Origin of the sequence: Pseudomonas sp. FEN, assembly GCF_904067045.1 — a bacterium.
Taxonomy (GTDB): domain Bacteria; phylum Pseudomonadota; class Gammaproteobacteria; order Pseudomonadales; family Pseudomonadaceae; genus Aquipseudomonas.
The window spans coordinates 329407-345942 of record NZ_CAJFDC010000001.1 but is presented as its reverse complement, the minus strand read 5'-3'; the positions used below and the strand labels follow the sequence as shown (position 1 = coordinate 345942).

Sequence of the window (16536 nt, the reverse complement as noted above, 5' to 3'; positions counted from 1 at the left end):
CGCTGTGCGCATCGGCGGCATGGCTTATACGAACAAGAAGGGCGGAACAGATGGCGACGTGCGGCGAAGTACTGGTCAGGTTACTGGAGGGCTACGGGGTCGAGCGGGTGTTCGGGATTCCCGGCGTGCATACCGTGGAGCTCTATCGCGGGCTGGCGTCGTCGCGCATCGAGCATGTCACGCCGCGCCACGAACAGGGCGCCGGGTTCATGGCCGATGGCTACGCGCGGACCAGTGGCAAGCCCGGGGTGTGCTTGATCATCACCGGCCCCGGCATGACCAATATCATCACGGCGATGGGCCAGGCCTATGCCGATTCGATCCCGATGCTGGTGATCTCCAGCGTCCAGTCGCGCAGCCAACTGGGCGGCGGGCGCGGCAAGCTGCATGAGTTGCCGAACCAGGGTTCGCTGGTGGCGGGCGTCGCGGCGTTCTCCCACACACTGATGTCGGCCGCCGAACTGCCGGCGGTGCTGGCCCGGGCCTTCGCCCTGTTCCAGGCCGGGCGTCCGCGCCCGGTGCATATCGAGATTCCGCTCGATGTGCTGGTGGAAAACGCCGACGCCTTGCTCGATAGCCAGCCGGTGCGGGTCAGCCGGGCCGGCGCCGACCCGGCGGCGGTCGCGCAAATGGCCGGGTGGTTGGCCGGGGCCCGGCGTCCGCTGATCCTCGCCGGTGGCGGCGCCATCGATGCGGCCGCCGCGTTGACCCGGCTGGCGGAGCGGCTGGAGGCACCGGTGGCCCTGACCATCAATGCCAAGGGCATGTTGCCGTCGCGCCATCCGTTACTGATCGGTTCTACCCAGTCCATGCCCGCCACGCGCGCCCTGGTGGCGGATGCCGATGTGGTCCTGGCCATCGGCACCGAGCTGGCGGAAACCGACTACGACATCACCTTTGCTGGCGGCTTCGAGATTCCCGGCACCTTGTTGCGCGTCGATATCGACCCGGACCAGACCGTGCGCAACTATCCACCCAAGGTTGCGCTGGTGTCCGATTCGCGGACGGCGGCCGAGGCACTGCTCGCGGCGGTGGATAGCCGGGCTCTGGCAGAGCGTCAGGGCGATTGGGGGCCGCAACGCGCCGCCGGCCTGCGCGCCGAGCTGGACACTCTGTGGGATGCACCGACCCGCGCCCAGACGCAATTCCTCAACACCGTTCTCGAGGTGCTGCCGGAGGCGGTGCTGGTGGGCGACTCGACCCAGCCGGTCTACACCGGCAACCTGACCTTGAATCCGGAGCATCCCCGCCGCTGGTTCAACTCGTCCACCGGCTACGGCACCCTCGGTTATGCCTTGCCGGCTGCCATTGGCGCCTGGCTGGGCGGCGCCAGCGAACGTGGTCGACGGCCGCCGGTGGTATGCCTGATCGGCGACGGCGGCTTGCAGTTCACCCTGGCGGAACTGGCCAGCGCGGTGGAGGCGCGGATTCCGGTCATCGTGCTGCTGTGGAATAACCAGGGCTACGAAGAGATCAAGAAATACATGGTCAATCGCGCTATCACGCCGGTCGGCGTGGACATCTACACACCGGACTTTATCGGCGTGGCCCGGGCCCTGGGCTGCGTGGCGGAGGCCGTCGCCAGCGTCGACACCTTGCGTGAGGCCCTGGTGGCCGCCGCGGATCGTCAGGGGCCGACCCTGATCGAAATCGACCAGCGTTTGTGGATGGAAGGGAGGGTTTGGTGATGAAAGCGCAAATGAATCAGGACGGTCTCTACATCGAGGGCCAATGGCGTTCCGGCAGCGAACAGCTACGGGTGATCAATCCCGCCACCGAGGCTTTGCTCGGCAGCGTTTCCGGGGGCGATGAGCAGGCGGTTGAGCAGGCGGTGAGTGCGGCGAGCCGGGCGTTCGCCGGTTGGTCGGCAACGACCGGGGCTCAGCGTGGCGCCGTGTTGCGCAGGATTGCCGATGGCGTGCGCGAGCGCCGTGAAACCTTGGTCCAGCTGCAATCGAGCAACAACGGCAAGCCGCTGTTCGAGGCAGGTATCGATGTCGATGACGTGATAGCCACCTTCGAGTATTACGCGGGCCTGGCCGAGACCCTCGACGAGCAACAGGACAAAGCGGTCGAGCTGCCCAGCGACGCCTTCGCCGCCCGTGTGCGCCGAGAGCCATGTGGGGTGGTGGGGCTGATCGTGCCGTGGAATTTCCCGATGGTCACCACTGCCTGGAAGCTCGCCCCGGCCCTGGCCGCCGGTTGCTGCGTGGTGCTCAAACCGTCGGAAGTCACGCCGCTGGCGGAGTTGGAGCTGGCGACGATCATCGCCGACAGCGGCTTGCCGGCCGGGGTCTTCAACCTGGTCTGCGGTACTGGCCTGGCGGTCGGGGCACCGCTGGCGGCCGATCCGCGGGTGGCAAAAATCTCCTTCACCGGCAGCAATGCGGTGGGGGTCCAGGTCATGCAGCGGGCGGCGGAAACCGTGAAGGGCGTGAGCCTGGAACTGGGCGGCAAATCGGCGCTGTTGGTGATGGCCGATGCCGACCTGGATCTTGCGGTGGAACTGGCCTGCGGCGGCGGTTTCTTCAATGCCGGGCAGATGTGTTCGGCCACCAGTCGGGTATTGGTGGCGGACGAGATCGCCGATGAGTTTCTGCTGCGCCTCAGCGCCCGGGCCGAAGCCATTCGGGTGGCGGACCCGTTCGACCCCGAGGTGGAAATGGGCGCGCTGGTCAACCAGACGCAATACCAGCGCGTATTGGCTCATATTGATCGTGGCCTCAGCGCTGGGGCCCGGTTGGTGTGTGGCGGTGGGCGTCCGCCGGAGTTGCCGCGCGGCTATTTTTTGCGGCCGACGATCTTCACCGATGTGCCCCTGGACAGTGCATTGTGGCGTGAAGAGATTTTCGGTCCGGTGCTTTGTGTGCGCGGTTTTGCCAGCGAGGCCGAGGCGCTGGCGTTGGCCAACGACAGCGAGTTCGGCCTGGTGGCCAGCGTGGTCAGCCGCAGTGAGCAGACGGCACAGCGCATCGCCAATGCCTTGCAGGCCGGGCTGGTGTGGATCAATGCACCGCAGGTGATCTTCCCGCAAACCGCCTGGGGCGGCTACAAGCAGAGCAGCCTGGGCCGGGAGCTGGGGCCCTGGGGCTTGCAGGCGTTCCAGGAGATCAAGCACGTGATTCGCGCCCTGTAGACAGCCTTTCCGACGGCGGAATTTCAACGACACCACAACCTCCCTGTAGGCGCCAGCTTGCTGGCGATGCGATCCGATGGCCAACATCGCCATCGCCTGGAAATCGCCATCGCCAGCAAGCTGGCTCCTACGGGGGTTTGTGGTGCCTGTCTGTTTTGTGATCTGGCCCGGCCCCTGACAGGGCAGTGCATGCCTCGAAATGAGGCATGCGCCTGACGCATGGCTTCGATGACAAACTTTCGATTGTTGCCGCTTCCAGGCGACCTCAGGATGAACCTGCCGATTCAGCCACGACCCACGGTCCTCGGGGGCTCCAGCGAGATCGAAGACCGGTTGCAGAGGTTGCGACCGACCTCATACCTAAAAAAAAAGGGAGTCCGAAATGGGCCAGTACGACCTGAACAGAAGGCAGTTCATCAAGACCGTGGGCGTGGCTTCGGTGGCCGCGGCCGCCATGAGCATGCCGTTTATCCGGGCCAACGCCAGCGACACCCGCTTTCAGGGCAAGACCCTGAAACTGCTGACCTGGTCCGATGACACCGGCCTCGCCGCATTGCGCAATATCGCCGCGACCTTCGAGGCCAAGACCGGCGCCAAGGTCATCGCCGACCGCACCGGCAGTACCTCGGAAATGGTCGCCAAGCTCAAGGCCGGCGGTGATCGTCCGCAGTACGACATCATCACCCTGGCCGGTGTCGGCGCCGAAGGCCTGGCCGCCGCCGGGCTGCTGGAAAAACCCGATCTGAACCGTATTCCCAACCTGGTCGACGTACCGGAAAAATACCGCACCGGCGCCAATGGCCATGGCATCGGCTACCTGCTCTGGTGCAACAGCCTGGTCTACAGCACCCGCACGGTGAAAGAGGCGCCGGACAGCTATGCGGCGCTGTGGGACAAGGATTTCGCCAGCAACCTGTTCCTGCCGCCGCCGAACTGGACCGAGGCCATGGACCTGATCATCATTGCCGCCAAACTGGCCGGTGGTGACGAGCACAACGTCGAGCCGGGCTTCAAGAAACTCGCCGAGCTCAAGGACCGCGTGGTTACCCTCGGGGAAAACCCCAACCAGATCGCCGAACTGTTCCGCACCGGCTCGCTGGACCTGGGCGGCCTGTATGCGCCGGCATTTTTTCCGAAACAGATCCGTGATCCGGCCTACGGCCTGGGTGCGACGTTCGGTATGAAGGAAGGGTTCTACACCGACCTGATGCTCTCGGTGATGCCGAAGAATCGCCCGGGCGATACCGACCTGGCCTACGCCTTTATCGACCATTCGCTCGATCCGCTGGTGCAGGGCAAGATGGCCGAAGACATCTTCAACGGCCCGGTCAACGCCAAGGCGATCATCTCCGCCGAGGCGCGCAAGAGCCCGTACATCCTGACGCCGGAACAGATTTCCGAGAAAGCCATCATGCACGACAACGCTTTCCTGGCGACGGTGCATGACCAGTGGATTCGTCGCTATACGGAAATCTTTTCGTCCTGAGATTGCGGCGCAAGGCCCTTTGGCCTTTCGTGCTGCTTTTGAACCTGTCGCGAAACCTGTAGGCGCCAGCTTGCTGGCGATAGCGGTTTATCAGGCGACAAGGATGTTGACTGTCAGATCGCCATCGCCAGCAAGCTGACTCTTGCAGGGACCTTGTCAATCCTGGCGCTCGGGCTTGTCCGCCAAGCGTCTGGCTTGTTGATGATTTCTTTGTGTCGAGACTTTTTCTATGGAACACCAACCTCTGACCCGACCGGTCGGCGTGGCCTTGCCGCGTCCCGCAGCGGGTATTTCGCCCACCGCCCGCGCCTGGCTCTTCCTCTCGCCGTCGATGCTGTTTCTCGCCGTGCTGATTCTTGCCAGCCTGCTGGTGCTGCGCATGAGCGTCGGTACCAAGGGCGCCGAATGGACCGGCTTCAGCCTTGCCAGCTATGCACAACTGCTTGAGCCCTACTACCTCAAGTCGTTGCTGCTGACCCTGCGCCTGGCGCTGTTCAGCGCGGTGATCGCGGTGCTGCTGGCGATTCCGGTGGCCTACACCATGTCGCGGCTGACCTCGCCGTTCCTGCGACGGATCTTCCTCGCCGCGGTGCTCCTGCCGTTGCTGGTCAATCTGTTGCTGCAAAGCTACGGCTGGCTGGTGATCCTCGGTCCTGGCGGCATGCTCAACCAGGCGTTGATGGGCCTGGGCCTGATTCAGCGTCCGATCATGCTGCTGTACAACCAGAACGGTGTGCTGATGGGCCTGGTGCAGACCGCCTTTCCCCTGGCGGTGCTGCCGATTGCCAGCGCCATGCGTGGTGTCGCCCGCACTTACGAAGAGGCTGCGGCCACCCTCGGTGCCAGTCGTTTCCAGGTGTTTCGCCAGGTGGTGTTGCCGATGAGCCTGCCGGGCATCATTACCGGCGCGACGTTGGTGTTCGCCTACAACGCCAGCAGTTTTGTCGTGCCTCTGTTGCTGGGCGGCCGGCGCGTGCCGATGCTCGCGGTGATGGTCCACGACCAGATCGCCCCGCTGATGAACTGGCCAGCGGCCTCGGCGGCCGGCGTCGTATTGATCATCACCACCCTGGCGATCATGACCCTGTCCGAATACGTCACCGGCCGTCGGCGCCGGATGCTGGAGTCCTGCCAATGAGCCTGTCGTCGAACAAACGCCTGTCGATCCTGCCGGGGGAAACCGGACGCTTCGCCGGTATGCTCTCGGGGTTCATCCTGCTGCTGGCGGTGCTGCCGATCCTGACCATGATCGTCATGTCCTTCAGCGGCGCCTCGAACCTCGACTTCCCGCCCAGCAGCTACAGCCTGCAATGGTATCGCGCGGCCTGGCAGACCCTCGTTTCGCCGGATGCCAGCGATGTGCTGAGCCTGGGCAAGGCAATGACCATCAGCCTGCTGGTGGCTTGCCTGACCATGGTCCTGGCGACCCTGGTGGCGGTGCCGGCGGCCTACGCCCTGGTGCGTTGTGAATTCCGTGGCAAGGCCCTGGCCTTGCAACTGATGTCCTTGCCCCTGGTGTTTCCGATGGTGGTCCTGGGGCTGGCGTTGCTGCTGGTGTTCGACAGTCTGCCGTTCCAGATGAGCTTTTCGCGGTTGGTGATCGCCCATGTGATCCTGGCCTTGCCCTTCGTGGTGAAGAACTGCACGGCGGCCATGCTGTCCATCGGCAGCGAGGTCGAGGAGGCCGCGCGGATGCTTGGCGCTTCGCCGCAACGGGCGATCCTCGATGTGGTGGTGCCATTGATGAAGTCGGGGATTCTGGCCGGGATGCTGCTGGCGTTCATCGTCTCGTTCAACGAATTCACCGTGACCTATTTCCTCTACACCATCGATGTGATGACCGTGCCGATCTGGATGTACAGCCGCACTGTCTCGTCCCTCGATCCCACTGTTTTCTCCTTTGCCGTGCTGATCGTGCTGATCGACTTCGTCCTGATCTGGGCGTTGGAGAAGCTGGTGGGCGAGGGCGGCGTTTCCTTCTGATTTCTTGAGGTAAGCAACATGACTGGACTGATTCTGGAAAACGTCGAAAAGCACTACGGTACGGCCTGTGCGGTGAAGGACGTCAATCTGCACCTGCCCGAGGGCAAACTGGTGTGTTTCCTTGGCCCTTCGGGCTGTGGCAAGACCACCTTGCTGCGGATGATCGCCGGTCTGGAAACCCTCAGCGCTGGCGAGATCCGCCTGGACGGCGAGGACATCGGCCAGACCCCGGCGCACCTGCGCAACTTTGGCATGGTGTTCCAGTCCCTGGCGCTGTTTCCCCATATGAGCGTGGGCGAGAACATCGCCTATCCGCTGAAGTTGCGCGGGGTCGGCAAGGCCGAGCAGCAGGCGCGGATGGTCGAGCTGCTGCAACTGATTCAACTGCGCGAGATGATCGACCGGCCGGTGTCCAAGCTCTCCGGTGGCCAGCGCCAGCGCGTGGCGATTGCCCGGGCGATTGCCGCGCGGCCCAAGCTCCTGCTGCTGGACGAACCGCTGTCGGCGCTGGACGCCAAGTTGCGCGAGTCGATGCAGGTGGAGATCCGCCAACTGCAACAGCGCCTGAACATCACCACCATCATGGTCACCCACGACCAGCGTGAAGCCATGACCATGGCCGATATCGTGGTGGTGCTGGGCGAGCATCGGGTCCAGCAGGTGGGCACGCCCATCGAGATCTATCGACACCCGGCCAATGAGTTTGTCGCCGACTTCATCGGTTCGGGCAATATCTTTGCGGCCACGGTGCTGGGCGGTGGGCGGGTCGGGCTGGCGGGTGGCGAGAGCATCGAGGTGCCGAGCTGTGTCAATGTCGAGGCCGGCAAGCAGGTGCGGATGCTGGTACGCCCGGAAGACCTGCAATTGTCCGCGCCCGCAGCAACGGCGGGTAATCGCCTGCTTGGCACGGTGACCTTTGTACGAGATATCGGCTCGACCATTGAAACCATCGTCGAGTGTTCCGGGGTGGCGTTCACGGCGTTGAGCACGCCGTGCCAAGGCATCGGCCTGGGGGTGGGCCAGGCGGTGTCGGTGACCATTCCGGCCGAGGCCTGTCGGCTGCTCGGGGCCTAGGTCCTAGACGCTCAGGCGCAACCGCGCCAGGTCGCGCAACGGCGGCGCGCCGAACAGCCGGCTGTATTCGCGGCTGAACTGCGACGGGCTTTCATAGCCCACGCGGTAGCCCGCCGCCGAAGCATCCAGGCCTTCGATCAGCATCAGCCGCCGCGCTTCCTGCAGGCGCAACTGTTTCTGGTACTGCAGCGGGCTCATGGAGGTCATCGCCTTGAACCGGTGGTGCAGGGTGGAGACGCTGAGGTTGGCCTCGCGGGCCAGGTTGTCGATGCGCAACGGTTGTTCGAAATTACCGTTCAGCCACTTGACGGCCTGGCTGACCCGATGGCTTTGGCTGTTGGCGATGGCGATCTCATACAGCCGGTAGCCCTGGGGGCTGCGCAGCAGTCGATAGAGAATCTCCCGACGGATCAGTGGCGCGAGCATGTTGATGTCTTTCGGGCTGTCGAGCAGGCGGGTCAGGCGCAGCAGCGCATCGAACATCTGCGTGTCCAGGCGCTCCACATACAAGCCACGTCCGGTTGGCCGGCTGGGTATGCCCATGGGGCCGGCCTCGGCAATCAAGGCGGTGATTTCGGCCGGATCGATATCCACGCGCAAGGCCAGGATGGGATGTTCCGGCGAGACGCTGGCGATGCGCCCGCAGATCGGCATGGAAACCGAGACCACCATGTAGTTCAGCGGGTCGTAGACAAAACTCTCATCCCCCAGACGCACTTCCTTGCGGCCCTGGGCCATGACGCACAGCGCCGGTTGCGCGAGGACCGGAGAGAACTCATGCGGTTGGCTATGACGGGACAGGTTCAGTGAACCCACGGCGGTGGCATAGGAGCCATCTTCGCCGGTGTTGCGGCAGATGATCTCGGCCAATTCCGCGCGCAACTTTTCCATTTCGACCGGCAGGGGAACTTGGGGTTGATCGAGCAAGGACATGGTAGGCCCTGGAGGTGATGACGAGTGGGGCAAGCTTAAGTTTGGGCAAGCGGCGGCGCCAGGACAATACTGCGCAATTCTTGCCTGATTCTGCCGTCTTTTCATATGACCGTCAGATGACAGGCGGCCGGACGCCATGAAGTTGCTCAAAACACCGTCGACAGGCGTCTGGCAAGCCGAGAGCAGGGGCATGCGTGGGAATCGGCGGTGCGGCAGGATTGTGCAATAAGCCGACAGGAATCGACTAACCGGCCCTCGGCAAAAGCTCTAATCTCTGTTCCTGTCGCAGTCAGTCCCCGGGCTGATTGAGCGAGTACAACCTTCTCTTCGGGAGCGCCGAGCATGTCCAAGCCTATCCCCGTCAGTCACATGGCCTTTGTTCGTGCACGCCCAGGGCGTTCCGCCGAATTGGGCGCGCGGCTGAGCAGCCTGATCGAACCCTCTCGCCAGGCCGCCGGTTGCCTGCAGTTTTCCCTGCAACACTCCCTGGCCGATGCCGACCTGTGGTTGGTGTCCGGATTCTGGGTCAACCAGGCGGCGATGACGGCCTATTTCAATACTCCGGCCATGCAGATCTTTGCCGAACTGGTCCAGGAACTGGTGGTCAGCAGCCTGGACTTCCATACCTTCAGCGATGTCAGCGCGGCCCGCGCGCAGTGTGATTTTCATCTGGCCAGTGCCGGAGTCTTGCAGCAGTTGGCCAGTTGAAGGTTTAGAATGCCGGCCGATCAATTGGCCGGGATAACAGGCATGGCACGTAAAGCATTCACACATTTCGAAGCTGTTTCGGCAGTGGTTCCCGGTGAGGGTGGCTATAGCGCGGCGATTGCCGTGAAAGCCCTGGGCGGTTCCGGTGCGCCTCGGTTCCACAAAATACTCGACGAACAGAAGTTCAAGACCGCCTTCGAAGCTGACGAGGCTGCCGCGCTGGAGCTGGCGCGATTGGTCGATGTCGATGAAGAGGGCGAGTTGTCCTGGGCTGTCGCCTAGGTTCGCAACTGATCCTCTGCCGGGCACGGTCCTTGTGGGAGCCAGTTGGCTGGCGATGAGGCCCTTGAGCCTTGAGGCGCCCGTTCGGACGCTATCGCCAGCCAGCTGGCGCCTACAGGGACGTGCGTTGGCCGCTAGGCGCGTGGGCGGTACATTTTGAACAAGGCTTCCGGGCCCAACTGGAAGTAGTCCGCCGGACCACCGCCGCGCAGAATCGGCTCGGCGGCGGCGGTGTCGTAGATCCCATCCTTGAGCAGCCACTTGGCGATATGCACGGCTACCACTTCGCCGAGCACCAGCCAGGTGGGCACCAATTCCCGATCCGCGCGTTGCAACTGAATGATCTGGGTGACCTTGCATTCGAAGGACACTGGACTTTCCGCTACCCGCGGCACCTGGATGATCCGCGAGGCGACGGGCGTCAGGCCGGCCAGTTCGAATTCATTGACTTCGGCGGGCACGGCCGCGCAGCTCTGGTTCATGGCTTCGGCCAGGGGCCGGGTGGCGAGGTTCCAGGCGAACTCGCCGGTCTGTTCGATATTGTTCAGGCTGTCCTTGCGGCCGATGCTGGCGAACCCGACGATCGGCGGGATGTAGTTGAACGCGTTGAAAAAGCTGTAGGGCGCCAGGTTCAGGTGGCCCTGGGCATCCTGCGAGGAAATCCAGCCGATGGGCCGTGGGCCGACGATGGCGTTGAACGGGTCGTGGGGCAGGCCGTGGCCGTTGGCGGGTTCGTAGTAGTGGATGGCGTCGGACATGGTTCGAGGTTCCGCGGGCAGGATGGAAGTGCAGGTGCACAGTGTGCGTTGCCGGGTTTTGAAATGCGATAGTTGGATATCCGCGCACTTGTGGCGAGCGGGCTTGCCCGCGATCAGTTGCGAAGCAGCCGTAAAACCTGTGATCGCATTCTACCTGACACAATGGGGACGCTGATTTCAGGGCTGCTTCGCACCCCAGCGCGGGCAAGCCCGCTCGCCACTTGAAGTCTTCATCGCCTGGAAGCTTTGTATTTCTGCCCCCCAGAAATGACTAAGCCCGACCGAGGCCGGGCTGTGATGCCGTTTCTGCAGAGGTCAACTGATAGCTGCGGCGGTACCGGTGCGATCAAAGCCGTCGGAAGCAACCGCGCCAGCGGTACCGGTGTGATCGAAGCCGTCGGAAGCAACCGCGCCAGCGGTACCGGTGTGATCGAAGCCGTCGGAAGCAACTGCACCAGCGGTGCCGGTGTGATCGAAGCCGTCGGAAGCAACTGCGCCAGCGGTGCCGGTGTGATCGAAGCCGTCGGAAGCAACCGCGCCAGCGGTGCCAGTGTGATCGAAGCCGTCGGAAGCAACTGCGCCAGCGGTGCCGGTGTGATCGAAGCCGTCGGAAGCAACTGCGCCAGCGGTACCGGTGCGATCGAAGCCGTCGGAAGCAACTGCGCCAGCGGTGCCGGTGTGATCGAAGCCGTCGGAAGCAACTGCGCCAGCGGTGCCGGTGTGATCGAAACCATCGGAGGCAAGCGCGGCGCTTGCGCTGGCATTGAAAGTGGCAGAGCCGGTACGGTCATAACCATCGGCAGCGAAGGTGTTGGCAGCCAGTACCGAGATGGTCAGGGCGAGGATCAGTTTGGTTTTCATGGTGGTTGCTCCTGAAGGTGTGCGTTGTGTTCAGTGGGTGTGGAAGCGATCTTACGCTTGTTAATTTGATTAAAAAGTGCAAATAGATGCTTAAATTAATCGTAAATATAGATATATATGGCGCCGGAAAAGGTCGGCATTCAATTTGATGCCAAGGGGCCGGGGCCAGGTCGATCTAACGTAGGATCAGAATGTCGCTTGGAAATTAACTGACTATTAATTCAGGTAATTCTTTTGCGACTGCGCGCTAATGCGCCGGGAGCGCCCGCTAAAGGCGTGGGGCAAGGGAGGGGAATGCAGCTTCTGAAAACACCGCCGAACCTTGTGGGAGCAGGCTTGCCGGCGATGGCGTCGACATCGACGTTACAAGGCTCAAGGGCCTCATCGCTGGCAAGCGGGCTCCTACAGGGGCGCAGTGCTATCGGTACTCAGTCGGTCTCGATCCGCGAATGCTTGCGAGTGTCCTTCATGGTCACGTACACCAGCAGCGAACAGGCAATGCAGGCCGTCACGTACCAGTAGTAGCCGGTTTCCATGCCGACGCTCTTGAACCACAACGCAATGTATTCCGCCGTGCCGCCGAAGATCGAAACGGTCAGGGCATACGGCAGGCCCACGCCCAGCGCGCGGATTTCGGTCGGGAACAGTTCGGCCTTCACCACCGCGTTGATCGAGGTGTAACCGCTGACGATGATCAGCGCCGCCATGATCAGGAAGAACGCCCCCCACCAGGTCTGGATGGTGTGCAGGGTGCTGAGGATCGGTACGGTGAACAGTGTTCCGAGAATACCGAAGGCAATCAGGATCGGCCGCCGGCCGATCTTGTCCGACAGCGCCCCGACCAGCGGTTGCAGGCACATGAACAGGAACAGCGTCGCCGCCGAAATGGTGGTGGAGTCGGAGATGCTCATGCCCACCGTGTTCACCAGGTACTTCTGCATGTAGGTGGTGTAGGTGTAGAACGCCAGGGTGCCGCCCATGGTCAGGCCGACCACGGTCATCAGTTCCTTGGGATGGCGCATCAGGGTGCGCATCAGGCTCTCTTTCGGCTTTTCCTTCTTCTTGGTGAAGGATTCGGTCTCTTCCATGCCGCGCCGCAGGTAGAGCGCGACCACGGCACACAGGGCACCGATGGCGAACGGAATCCGCCAGCCCCAAGCTTGCAGCTGTTCGGTGGTCAGGGTCTGTTGCAGCACGATCAGCACCGCCAGGGCGATGAGCTGGCCGGAAATCAGGGTCACGTACTGGAAGCTGGAGAAGAAACCACGACGTTCCTTGGTCGCCATCTCGCTGAGGTAAGTGGCCGAGGTGCCGTATTCGCCGCCGACCGACAGGCCCTGCATCAGGCGGGCGACCACCAGCAGGATCGGCGCGCCGACGCCGATGGTTTCGTAGCCGGGGGTGAGGGCGATGATCAAGGAGCCGGCGCACATCAGCAGGACCGAACCCATCAGGGCCGCCTTGCGTCCCTTGCGGTCGGCGTAGAGGCCCATGAGCCAGCCACCGATCGGGCGCATCAGGAAGCCCACGGCGAAGATCGCGGCGGTGTTGAGCAGTTGGGCGGTGGTGTCGCCCTTGGGGAAGAAGACCTTGGCAAAGTACAGCGAGAACGCGGCGTAGACGTACCAGTCGTACCATTCGACCATGTTGCCGACCGAGCCGCTGAAGATCGATTTCAGACGGCTGGAGGTGGTTCTTTCGTTGGCCGGCGCGGCAGCCGACCCCAGAGGCAGGGTAGAGGAGTTATCCATCAGGGAACCTTCAAGTCATTGTTTTTGTGGAGCGCGCACAAGCGCGGCCTGCCAGGGCTGTAGCAGGAGCTGTGCCAACGGCGGAAGGCCCGGTTTAGAGGGGATTGCGCGATTGGATAGGCGGAAAACCGCTCATTTACGATAAATCGGTAAGCGGAAAATTGCCGATGCGAGCCGCTCTATTGTGGCGAGCGGGCTTGCCCGCGCTGGGGCGCGAAGCGGCCCTGAAACCGGTGGTTGCGGTGTGTCAGGTAGAACGAGATGTCTGTTTTTACGGCTGCTTCGCAGCCGAGCGCGGACAAGCCCGCTCGCCACAAAATTCGGCCAGACTTAAGATCGCTCTCAACTGACGGCATTAGAGCAAGCCCGCTCATCACAAGGGGGAGTCAGTCGTCCTTGAGGAACATCTCGCGCGCCAGACCATGACGCTGCATCTTTTCGTTGAAGGTGCGGCGCGGCAGTTGCAGTTCTTCGAGTACCGCTTTGACATCGCCCTTGTGCCGGGTCAGGGCCGAACGCAGGCATTGCGCTTCAAAGGCCTCCTGCTGCGCCGCCAGGGATTGGCCCGGATCGATGGCTTCGGGTTCCGGCTCGCCGAGGCCGAGTACCGAGCGTTCGGCGGCATTGGCCAGTTCCCGGACATTGCCCGGCCAGTCATGGCTCAGCAGGCGGCTCAGCTGCGGCCCGCCCAACGGCGTCGAGGTCCGCCCCATGCGCTCGGCCGCGCTGTAGGCGAAGTGCTCGAACAGCAACGGAATATCTTCGCGCCGCTCACGCAACGGCGGCAGGCGCAACTGTGCCACCGTCAAGCGGTAGGCCAGGTCCTCGCGGAAACGCCCGGCCCGGGCCTCGTCCAGCAAGTCGGGCTTGGTCGCCGCGACGACGCGCAGGTCCACCGCGATGCTCTGGTTCGAACCCAGCCGTTCCAGCTTCTGTTCCTGCAACACCCGCAGCAGCTTCACCTGCTGGGCCAGCGGCATGCTTTCGATTTCGTCGAGAAACAGGGTACCGCCATCGGCGTATTCCAGCTTGCCGATACGCTTGCCCTGGGCGCCGGTGAAGGCCCCGCTTTCATGGCCGAACAGTTCCGCTTCAAACAACGCCTCGGGAATCGCCGCGCAGTTGAGGGCGACAAATGGCTTGTCGGCCCGCGGTCCGAAGTCATGCAGGCAACGGGCGACCAACTCCTTGCCACTGCCGGTTTCGCCGCGGATCAGCACATTGACCGGCAGCGCCGCCAGCTCCAGCACCTGCCGACGCAGGGTCTGCAGGCTACGGGAAACTCCCAGCAGGCTGCGCTCAAGTCGGGAGCGCTGGTCGGCCTGTTCATGCAACTGACGGTTCTCCAGCACCAGGCGACGTTTCTCCAGGGCCCGGGCGAGGCTGGCGAGCAGGGTCTGCGGACTGAAGGGTTTTTCCAGGAAGTCGTAGGCGCCATCGCGCATGGCTTCCACCGCCATGGGCACATCGCCGTGGCCGGTCAGCAGGATCACCGGCAGGTCGCTGTCGTGTTCCCGCAAGCGTGCCAGCAGTTCCAGGCCGCCCATGCCGGGCATGCGCACATCGCTGAGAATCACCCCGGGAAAGTCCCGCGGCAGTTGCGCCAGGCATTCTTCGGCGCGGCTGAAGACCCGCACCTGGAATCCCGACAGGCTCAACCACTGCTCGACGGCTGTGCGGATACTGGCCTCGTCGTCGACCACGATCACGGAATTCATCGGGTGGGCATCTCCGGGGCAATCGGCAGGGTCAGGCTGAAGTATGCACCGCCATGACGATTTTCAACGCTCAGGCGGCCATCCAGTTCATGGACGATGGCGTAGGACACCGCCAGCCCCAACCCGAGCCCCTCGCCCACTGGTTTGGTAGTGAAGAACGGGTCGAAGACCTTCGCCAGATGTTCCTCGGCGATGCCACCGCCGCTGTCGCCCACGGTCAACAACCACGACGGTGGGCGGGCCTCGATCCGGATTTCCAGGCGTTTGAGCGGCTTGTCGTGCATGGCGTCCAGGGCGTTGCGCAACAGGTTGATCAGCACTTGCTCCAGGCGAATGGCATCGCCGCGGACCCAGGCCGGGCGGGCGAGGTGCAGCACGCTGCTGACCGCGTCCGCGCGCAGGCGTGGGTCCAGCAACTGCAATGCCTGGTCGACCACGCCCGCCAGATCGAGGGGCTCGCGCAGGCCGCTGGGGCTCTGTCGGGCGTAGGTCTTCAAGTGGCCCGTGAGGGCCGCCATGCGACTGAGCATCTGGTCCAGGGGTTCGAGGGCTTGGTAGGCCGCGTCGATCCGACCGTGGTCGAGCAGCAGACGCAGGGTGGCCAACTGCATGCGCTGGGCGGTCAGCGGCTGGTTGATTTCATGGGCGAGGGCGGCGGACATCTGCCCCAGCGCCGCCAGCTTGGCCGATTGCACCAGGCCGTCCTGGGCGGTGCGCAGGTCGCGGGTGCGTTCTTCCACCAGGCGCTCCAACTCTTCGCGACTGCGTTGACGCAGGCGCGCCAGGCGCCAGCGTTGGCTCAGGAACAGCAGCAGGAACACCAGCGCCAGCCACAGCCCGGCACCGGCGAGACCGGCATTGCGCCGCTCCTCGGCGGCCATCTGCGGTTTGCGCAGCAGGTGCAGGGTCCAGTTTTCCGGAGGCAGGGCGAGGGATTCCCAGAGGTAGTCGGCGCTGCCGTCCGGGCCGTCGACCCGGGTCAGGTAGCTATTCTCGTCGAACACCTGCAAGGCCCGATAGTCGAGGGGGCTGAGGGACTGCTTGTCGTATTGCCGGGTGCTGCCGATTTCGCTGCGGTCGGTGTCGTGCAACGGTCGCAGCAGGCGATAGCGCCAGCCGGGCTGGTTGGCAATGAACACGATGTCGCGGGCATCGCTGACCAGCAGCGTATCGTTGCCCTTGCTCCACTCGTGCTCCAGCTCCGGGAACTCCAGTTTCACCACCATCGCGCCCAGGAACTCGCCGTTGTCGCCGGTCACCGCGCTGGCGAGAAAGTAGCCGGGAATACCGCTGGTCACGCCCACGGCATAGAAGTGCCCGCTGCCATCGACGCGGGCCTGGCTGAAGTAGGGGCGAAAGCCGTAGTTGTGACCGACGTAGCTGCTGGGCAGGCGCCAGTTGCTGGCGGCCACCGACAGGCCGTTGCGGTCCAGCAGTTGCAGGGTCGAAGAGCGCGCCGCGCCGTTGATTCGTTCCAGTTTGCGGTTCAGGGCGTCCTGTTGTGTCGCGTCGATCGGGCCGCTGAGGGCCGCGCGCAGTTGCGGGTCGAGGGCGAGCACCGCGGGCAGGGCGCGGTAGCGTTCGATCAGGGTGTGCAGGGCATTGGCGTAGAGCGTCAGTTGCGTCTTGCCGCGCGCGGCGTCGTCGACCAGGGCTTGTTGTTCGGCGCGATGCATGGCCCAACCGGCGGCGAGGACGGTGCCGGCAAGAATCAGCAGGGTGTAGAGCGCCAGACGCAGGTAACGGGGAAGCGGCGACATACGGGCAACGACAGGCTGGACAGGGGCGGGAAAGATAACATGTCGAATCAGCCGGGCACTGACTTGTGGGCGCGCTGCTTGCCCGC

14 protein-coding genes are annotated in these 16536 nt (G+C 63.6%); 8 read left to right on the top strand and 6 right to left on the bottom strand.

The features are described 5' to 3' along the window. The first annotated feature begins 50 nt into the window (after positions 1-50). From PFEN_RS01655 to PFEN_RS01630, 6 genes are all read left to right on the top strand, one after another. Positions 51-1688, top strand: coding sequence for a 5-guanidino-2-oxopentanoate decarboxylase (locus PFEN_RS01655; protein ID WP_191485302.1), 1638 nt, complete (start codon positions 51-53; stop codon positions 1686-1688). After that, positions 1688-3136, top strand: a complete 1449-nt coding sequence (locus tag PFEN_RS01650; protein ID WP_191485301.1) for an aldehyde dehydrogenase family protein — start codon at positions 1688-1690, stop codon at positions 3134-3136. The genes PFEN_RS01655 and PFEN_RS01650 overlap by 1 nt, the downstream gene beginning before the upstream one ends. A gap of 382 nt (positions 3137-3518) precedes the next feature. Further along, positions 3519-4622 carry an ABC transporter substrate-binding protein gene (locus PFEN_RS01645; protein WP_191485300.1) on the top strand — a complete coding sequence of 368 codons (1104 nt, stop codon included), beginning with the start codon at positions 3519-3521 and terminating at the stop codon, positions 4620-4622. 229 nt (positions 4623-4851) lie between these two features. Then, positions 4852-5760, top strand: a complete 909-nt coding sequence (locus tag PFEN_RS01640; RefSeq protein WP_191485299.1) for an ABC transporter permease — start codon at positions 4852-4854, stop codon at positions 5758-5760. Continuing rightward, positions 5757-6605, top strand: coding sequence for an ABC transporter permease (locus PFEN_RS01635; protein WP_191485298.1), 849 nt, complete (start codon positions 5757-5759; stop codon positions 6603-6605). The genes PFEN_RS01640 and PFEN_RS01635 overlap by 4 nt, the downstream gene beginning before the upstream one ends. Positions 6606-6623: 18 nt before the next feature. Further along, positions 6624-7679: an ABC transporter ATP-binding protein gene (locus PFEN_RS01630; RefSeq protein WP_191485297.1), complete on the top strand. Its 1056-nt coding sequence runs from the start codon at positions 6624-6626 to the stop codon at positions 7677-7679. Between the two features lie 3 nt (positions 7680-7682). Here the strand turns inward: PFEN_RS01630 and PFEN_RS01625 are convergent, their stop codons facing one another. Then, positions 7683-8612, bottom strand: a complete 930-nt coding sequence (locus PFEN_RS01625; RefSeq protein ID WP_191485296.1) for an AraC family transcriptional regulator — start codon at positions 8610-8612, stop codon at positions 7683-7685. Positions 8613-8954: 342 nt separating this feature from the next. Between PFEN_RS01625 and PFEN_RS01620 the strand changes: the two genes are divergently transcribed. Both PFEN_RS01620 and PFEN_RS01615 read left to right on the top strand, forming a co-directional pair. Next, a complete protein-coding gene (locus PFEN_RS01620) occupies positions 8955-9320 on the top strand; it encodes a putative quinol monooxygenase (RefSeq protein ID WP_191485295.1) in 366 nt (121 codons plus the stop codon). Between the two features lie 9 nt (positions 9321-9329). Continuing rightward, on the top strand, positions 9330-9602 hold the full coding sequence (locus PFEN_RS01615; RefSeq protein WP_191485294.1) for a hypothetical protein: 273 nt from the start codon (positions 9330-9332) through the stop codon (positions 9600-9602). Positions 9603-9736: 134 nt separating this feature from the next. On the opposite strand, the gene PFEN_RS01610 is transcribed toward PFEN_RS01615, so the two are convergent. From PFEN_RS01610 to PFEN_RS01590, 5 genes are all read right to left on the bottom strand, one after another. Continuing rightward, complete coding sequence (locus PFEN_RS01610; protein ID WP_191485293.1) at positions 9737-10360, bottom strand: flavin reductase family protein; 624 nt, start codon at positions 10358-10360, stop codon at positions 9737-9739. A 315-nt stretch (positions 10361-10675) separates the two neighbouring features. After that, positions 10676-11221 (bottom strand): hypothetical protein, encoded by a 546-nt coding sequence (locus PFEN_RS01605; protein ID WP_191485292.1) that lies wholly within the window; start codon positions 11219-11221, stop codon positions 10676-10678. Positions 11222-11649: 428 nt separating this feature from the next. Then, positions 11650-12972 (bottom strand): MFS transporter, encoded by a 1323-nt coding sequence (locus PFEN_RS01600; protein WP_191485291.1) that lies wholly within the window; start codon positions 12970-12972, stop codon positions 11650-11652. Positions 12973-13358: 386 nt separating this feature from the next. Further along, complete coding sequence (locus tag PFEN_RS01595) at positions 13359-14690, bottom strand: sigma-54-dependent transcriptional regulator (RefSeq protein ID WP_191485290.1); 1332 nt, start codon at positions 14688-14690, stop codon at positions 13359-13361. Beyond that, on the bottom strand, positions 14687-16450 hold the full coding sequence (locus PFEN_RS01590) for a sensor histidine kinase (protein ID WP_191485289.1): 1764 nt from the start codon (positions 16448-16450) through the stop codon (positions 14687-14689). The genes PFEN_RS01595 and PFEN_RS01590 overlap by 4 nt, the downstream gene beginning before the upstream one ends. Between the last annotated feature and the right edge of the window lie 86 nt (positions 16451-16536).

Excerpts from the sequence above, each read along its gene's own strand:
- PFEN_RS01655 (WP_191485302.1), top strand. The coding sequence starts at position 51 with ATGGCGACGTGCGGCGAAGTACTGGTCAGGTTACTGGAGGGCTACGGG.
- PFEN_RS01650 (WP_191485301.1), top strand. The coding sequence starts at position 1,688 with ATGAAAGCGCAAATGAATCAGGACGGTCTCTACATCGAGGGCCAATGG.
- PFEN_RS01645 (WP_191485300.1), top strand. The coding sequence starts at position 3,519 with ATGGGCCAGTACGACCTGAACAGAAGGCAGTTCATCAAGACCGTGGGC.
- PFEN_RS01640 (WP_191485299.1), top strand. The coding sequence starts at position 4,852 with ATGGAACACCAACCTCTGACCCGACCGGTCGGCGTGGCCTTGCCGCGT.
- PFEN_RS01635 (WP_191485298.1), top strand. The coding sequence starts at position 5,757 with ATGAGCCTGTCGTCGAACAAACGCCTGTCGATCCTGCCGGGGGAAACC.
- PFEN_RS01630 (WP_191485297.1), top strand. The coding sequence starts at position 6,624 with ATGACTGGACTGATTCTGGAAAACGTCGAAAAGCACTACGGTACGGCC.
- PFEN_RS01625 (WP_191485296.1), bottom strand. The coding sequence starts at position 8,612 with ATGTCCTTGCTCGATCAACCCCAAGTTCCCCTGCCGGTCGAAATGGAA.
- PFEN_RS01620 (WP_191485295.1), top strand. The coding sequence starts at position 8,955 with ATGTCCAAGCCTATCCCCGTCAGTCACATGGCCTTTGTTCGTGCACGC.
- PFEN_RS01615 (WP_191485294.1), top strand. The coding sequence starts at position 9,330 with ATGCCGGCCGATCAATTGGCCGGGATAACAGGCATGGCACGTAAAGCA.
- PFEN_RS01610 (WP_191485293.1), bottom strand. The coding sequence starts at position 10,360 with ATGTCCGACGCCATCCACTACTACGAACCCGCCAACGGCCACGGCCTG.
- PFEN_RS01605 (WP_191485292.1), bottom strand. The coding sequence starts at position 11,221 with ATGAAAACCAAACTGATCCTCGCCCTGACCATCTCGGTACTGGCTGCC.
- PFEN_RS01600 (WP_191485291.1), bottom strand. The coding sequence starts at position 12,972 with ATGGATAACTCCTCTACCCTGCCTCTGGGGTCGGCTGCCGCGCCGGCC.
- PFEN_RS01595 (WP_191485290.1), bottom strand. The coding sequence starts at position 14,690 with ATGAATTCCGTGATCGTGGTCGACGACGAGGCCAGTATCCGCACAGCC.
- PFEN_RS01590 (WP_191485289.1), bottom strand. The coding sequence starts at position 16,450 with ATGTCGCCGCTTCCCCGTTACCTGCGTCTGGCGCTCTACACCCTGCTG.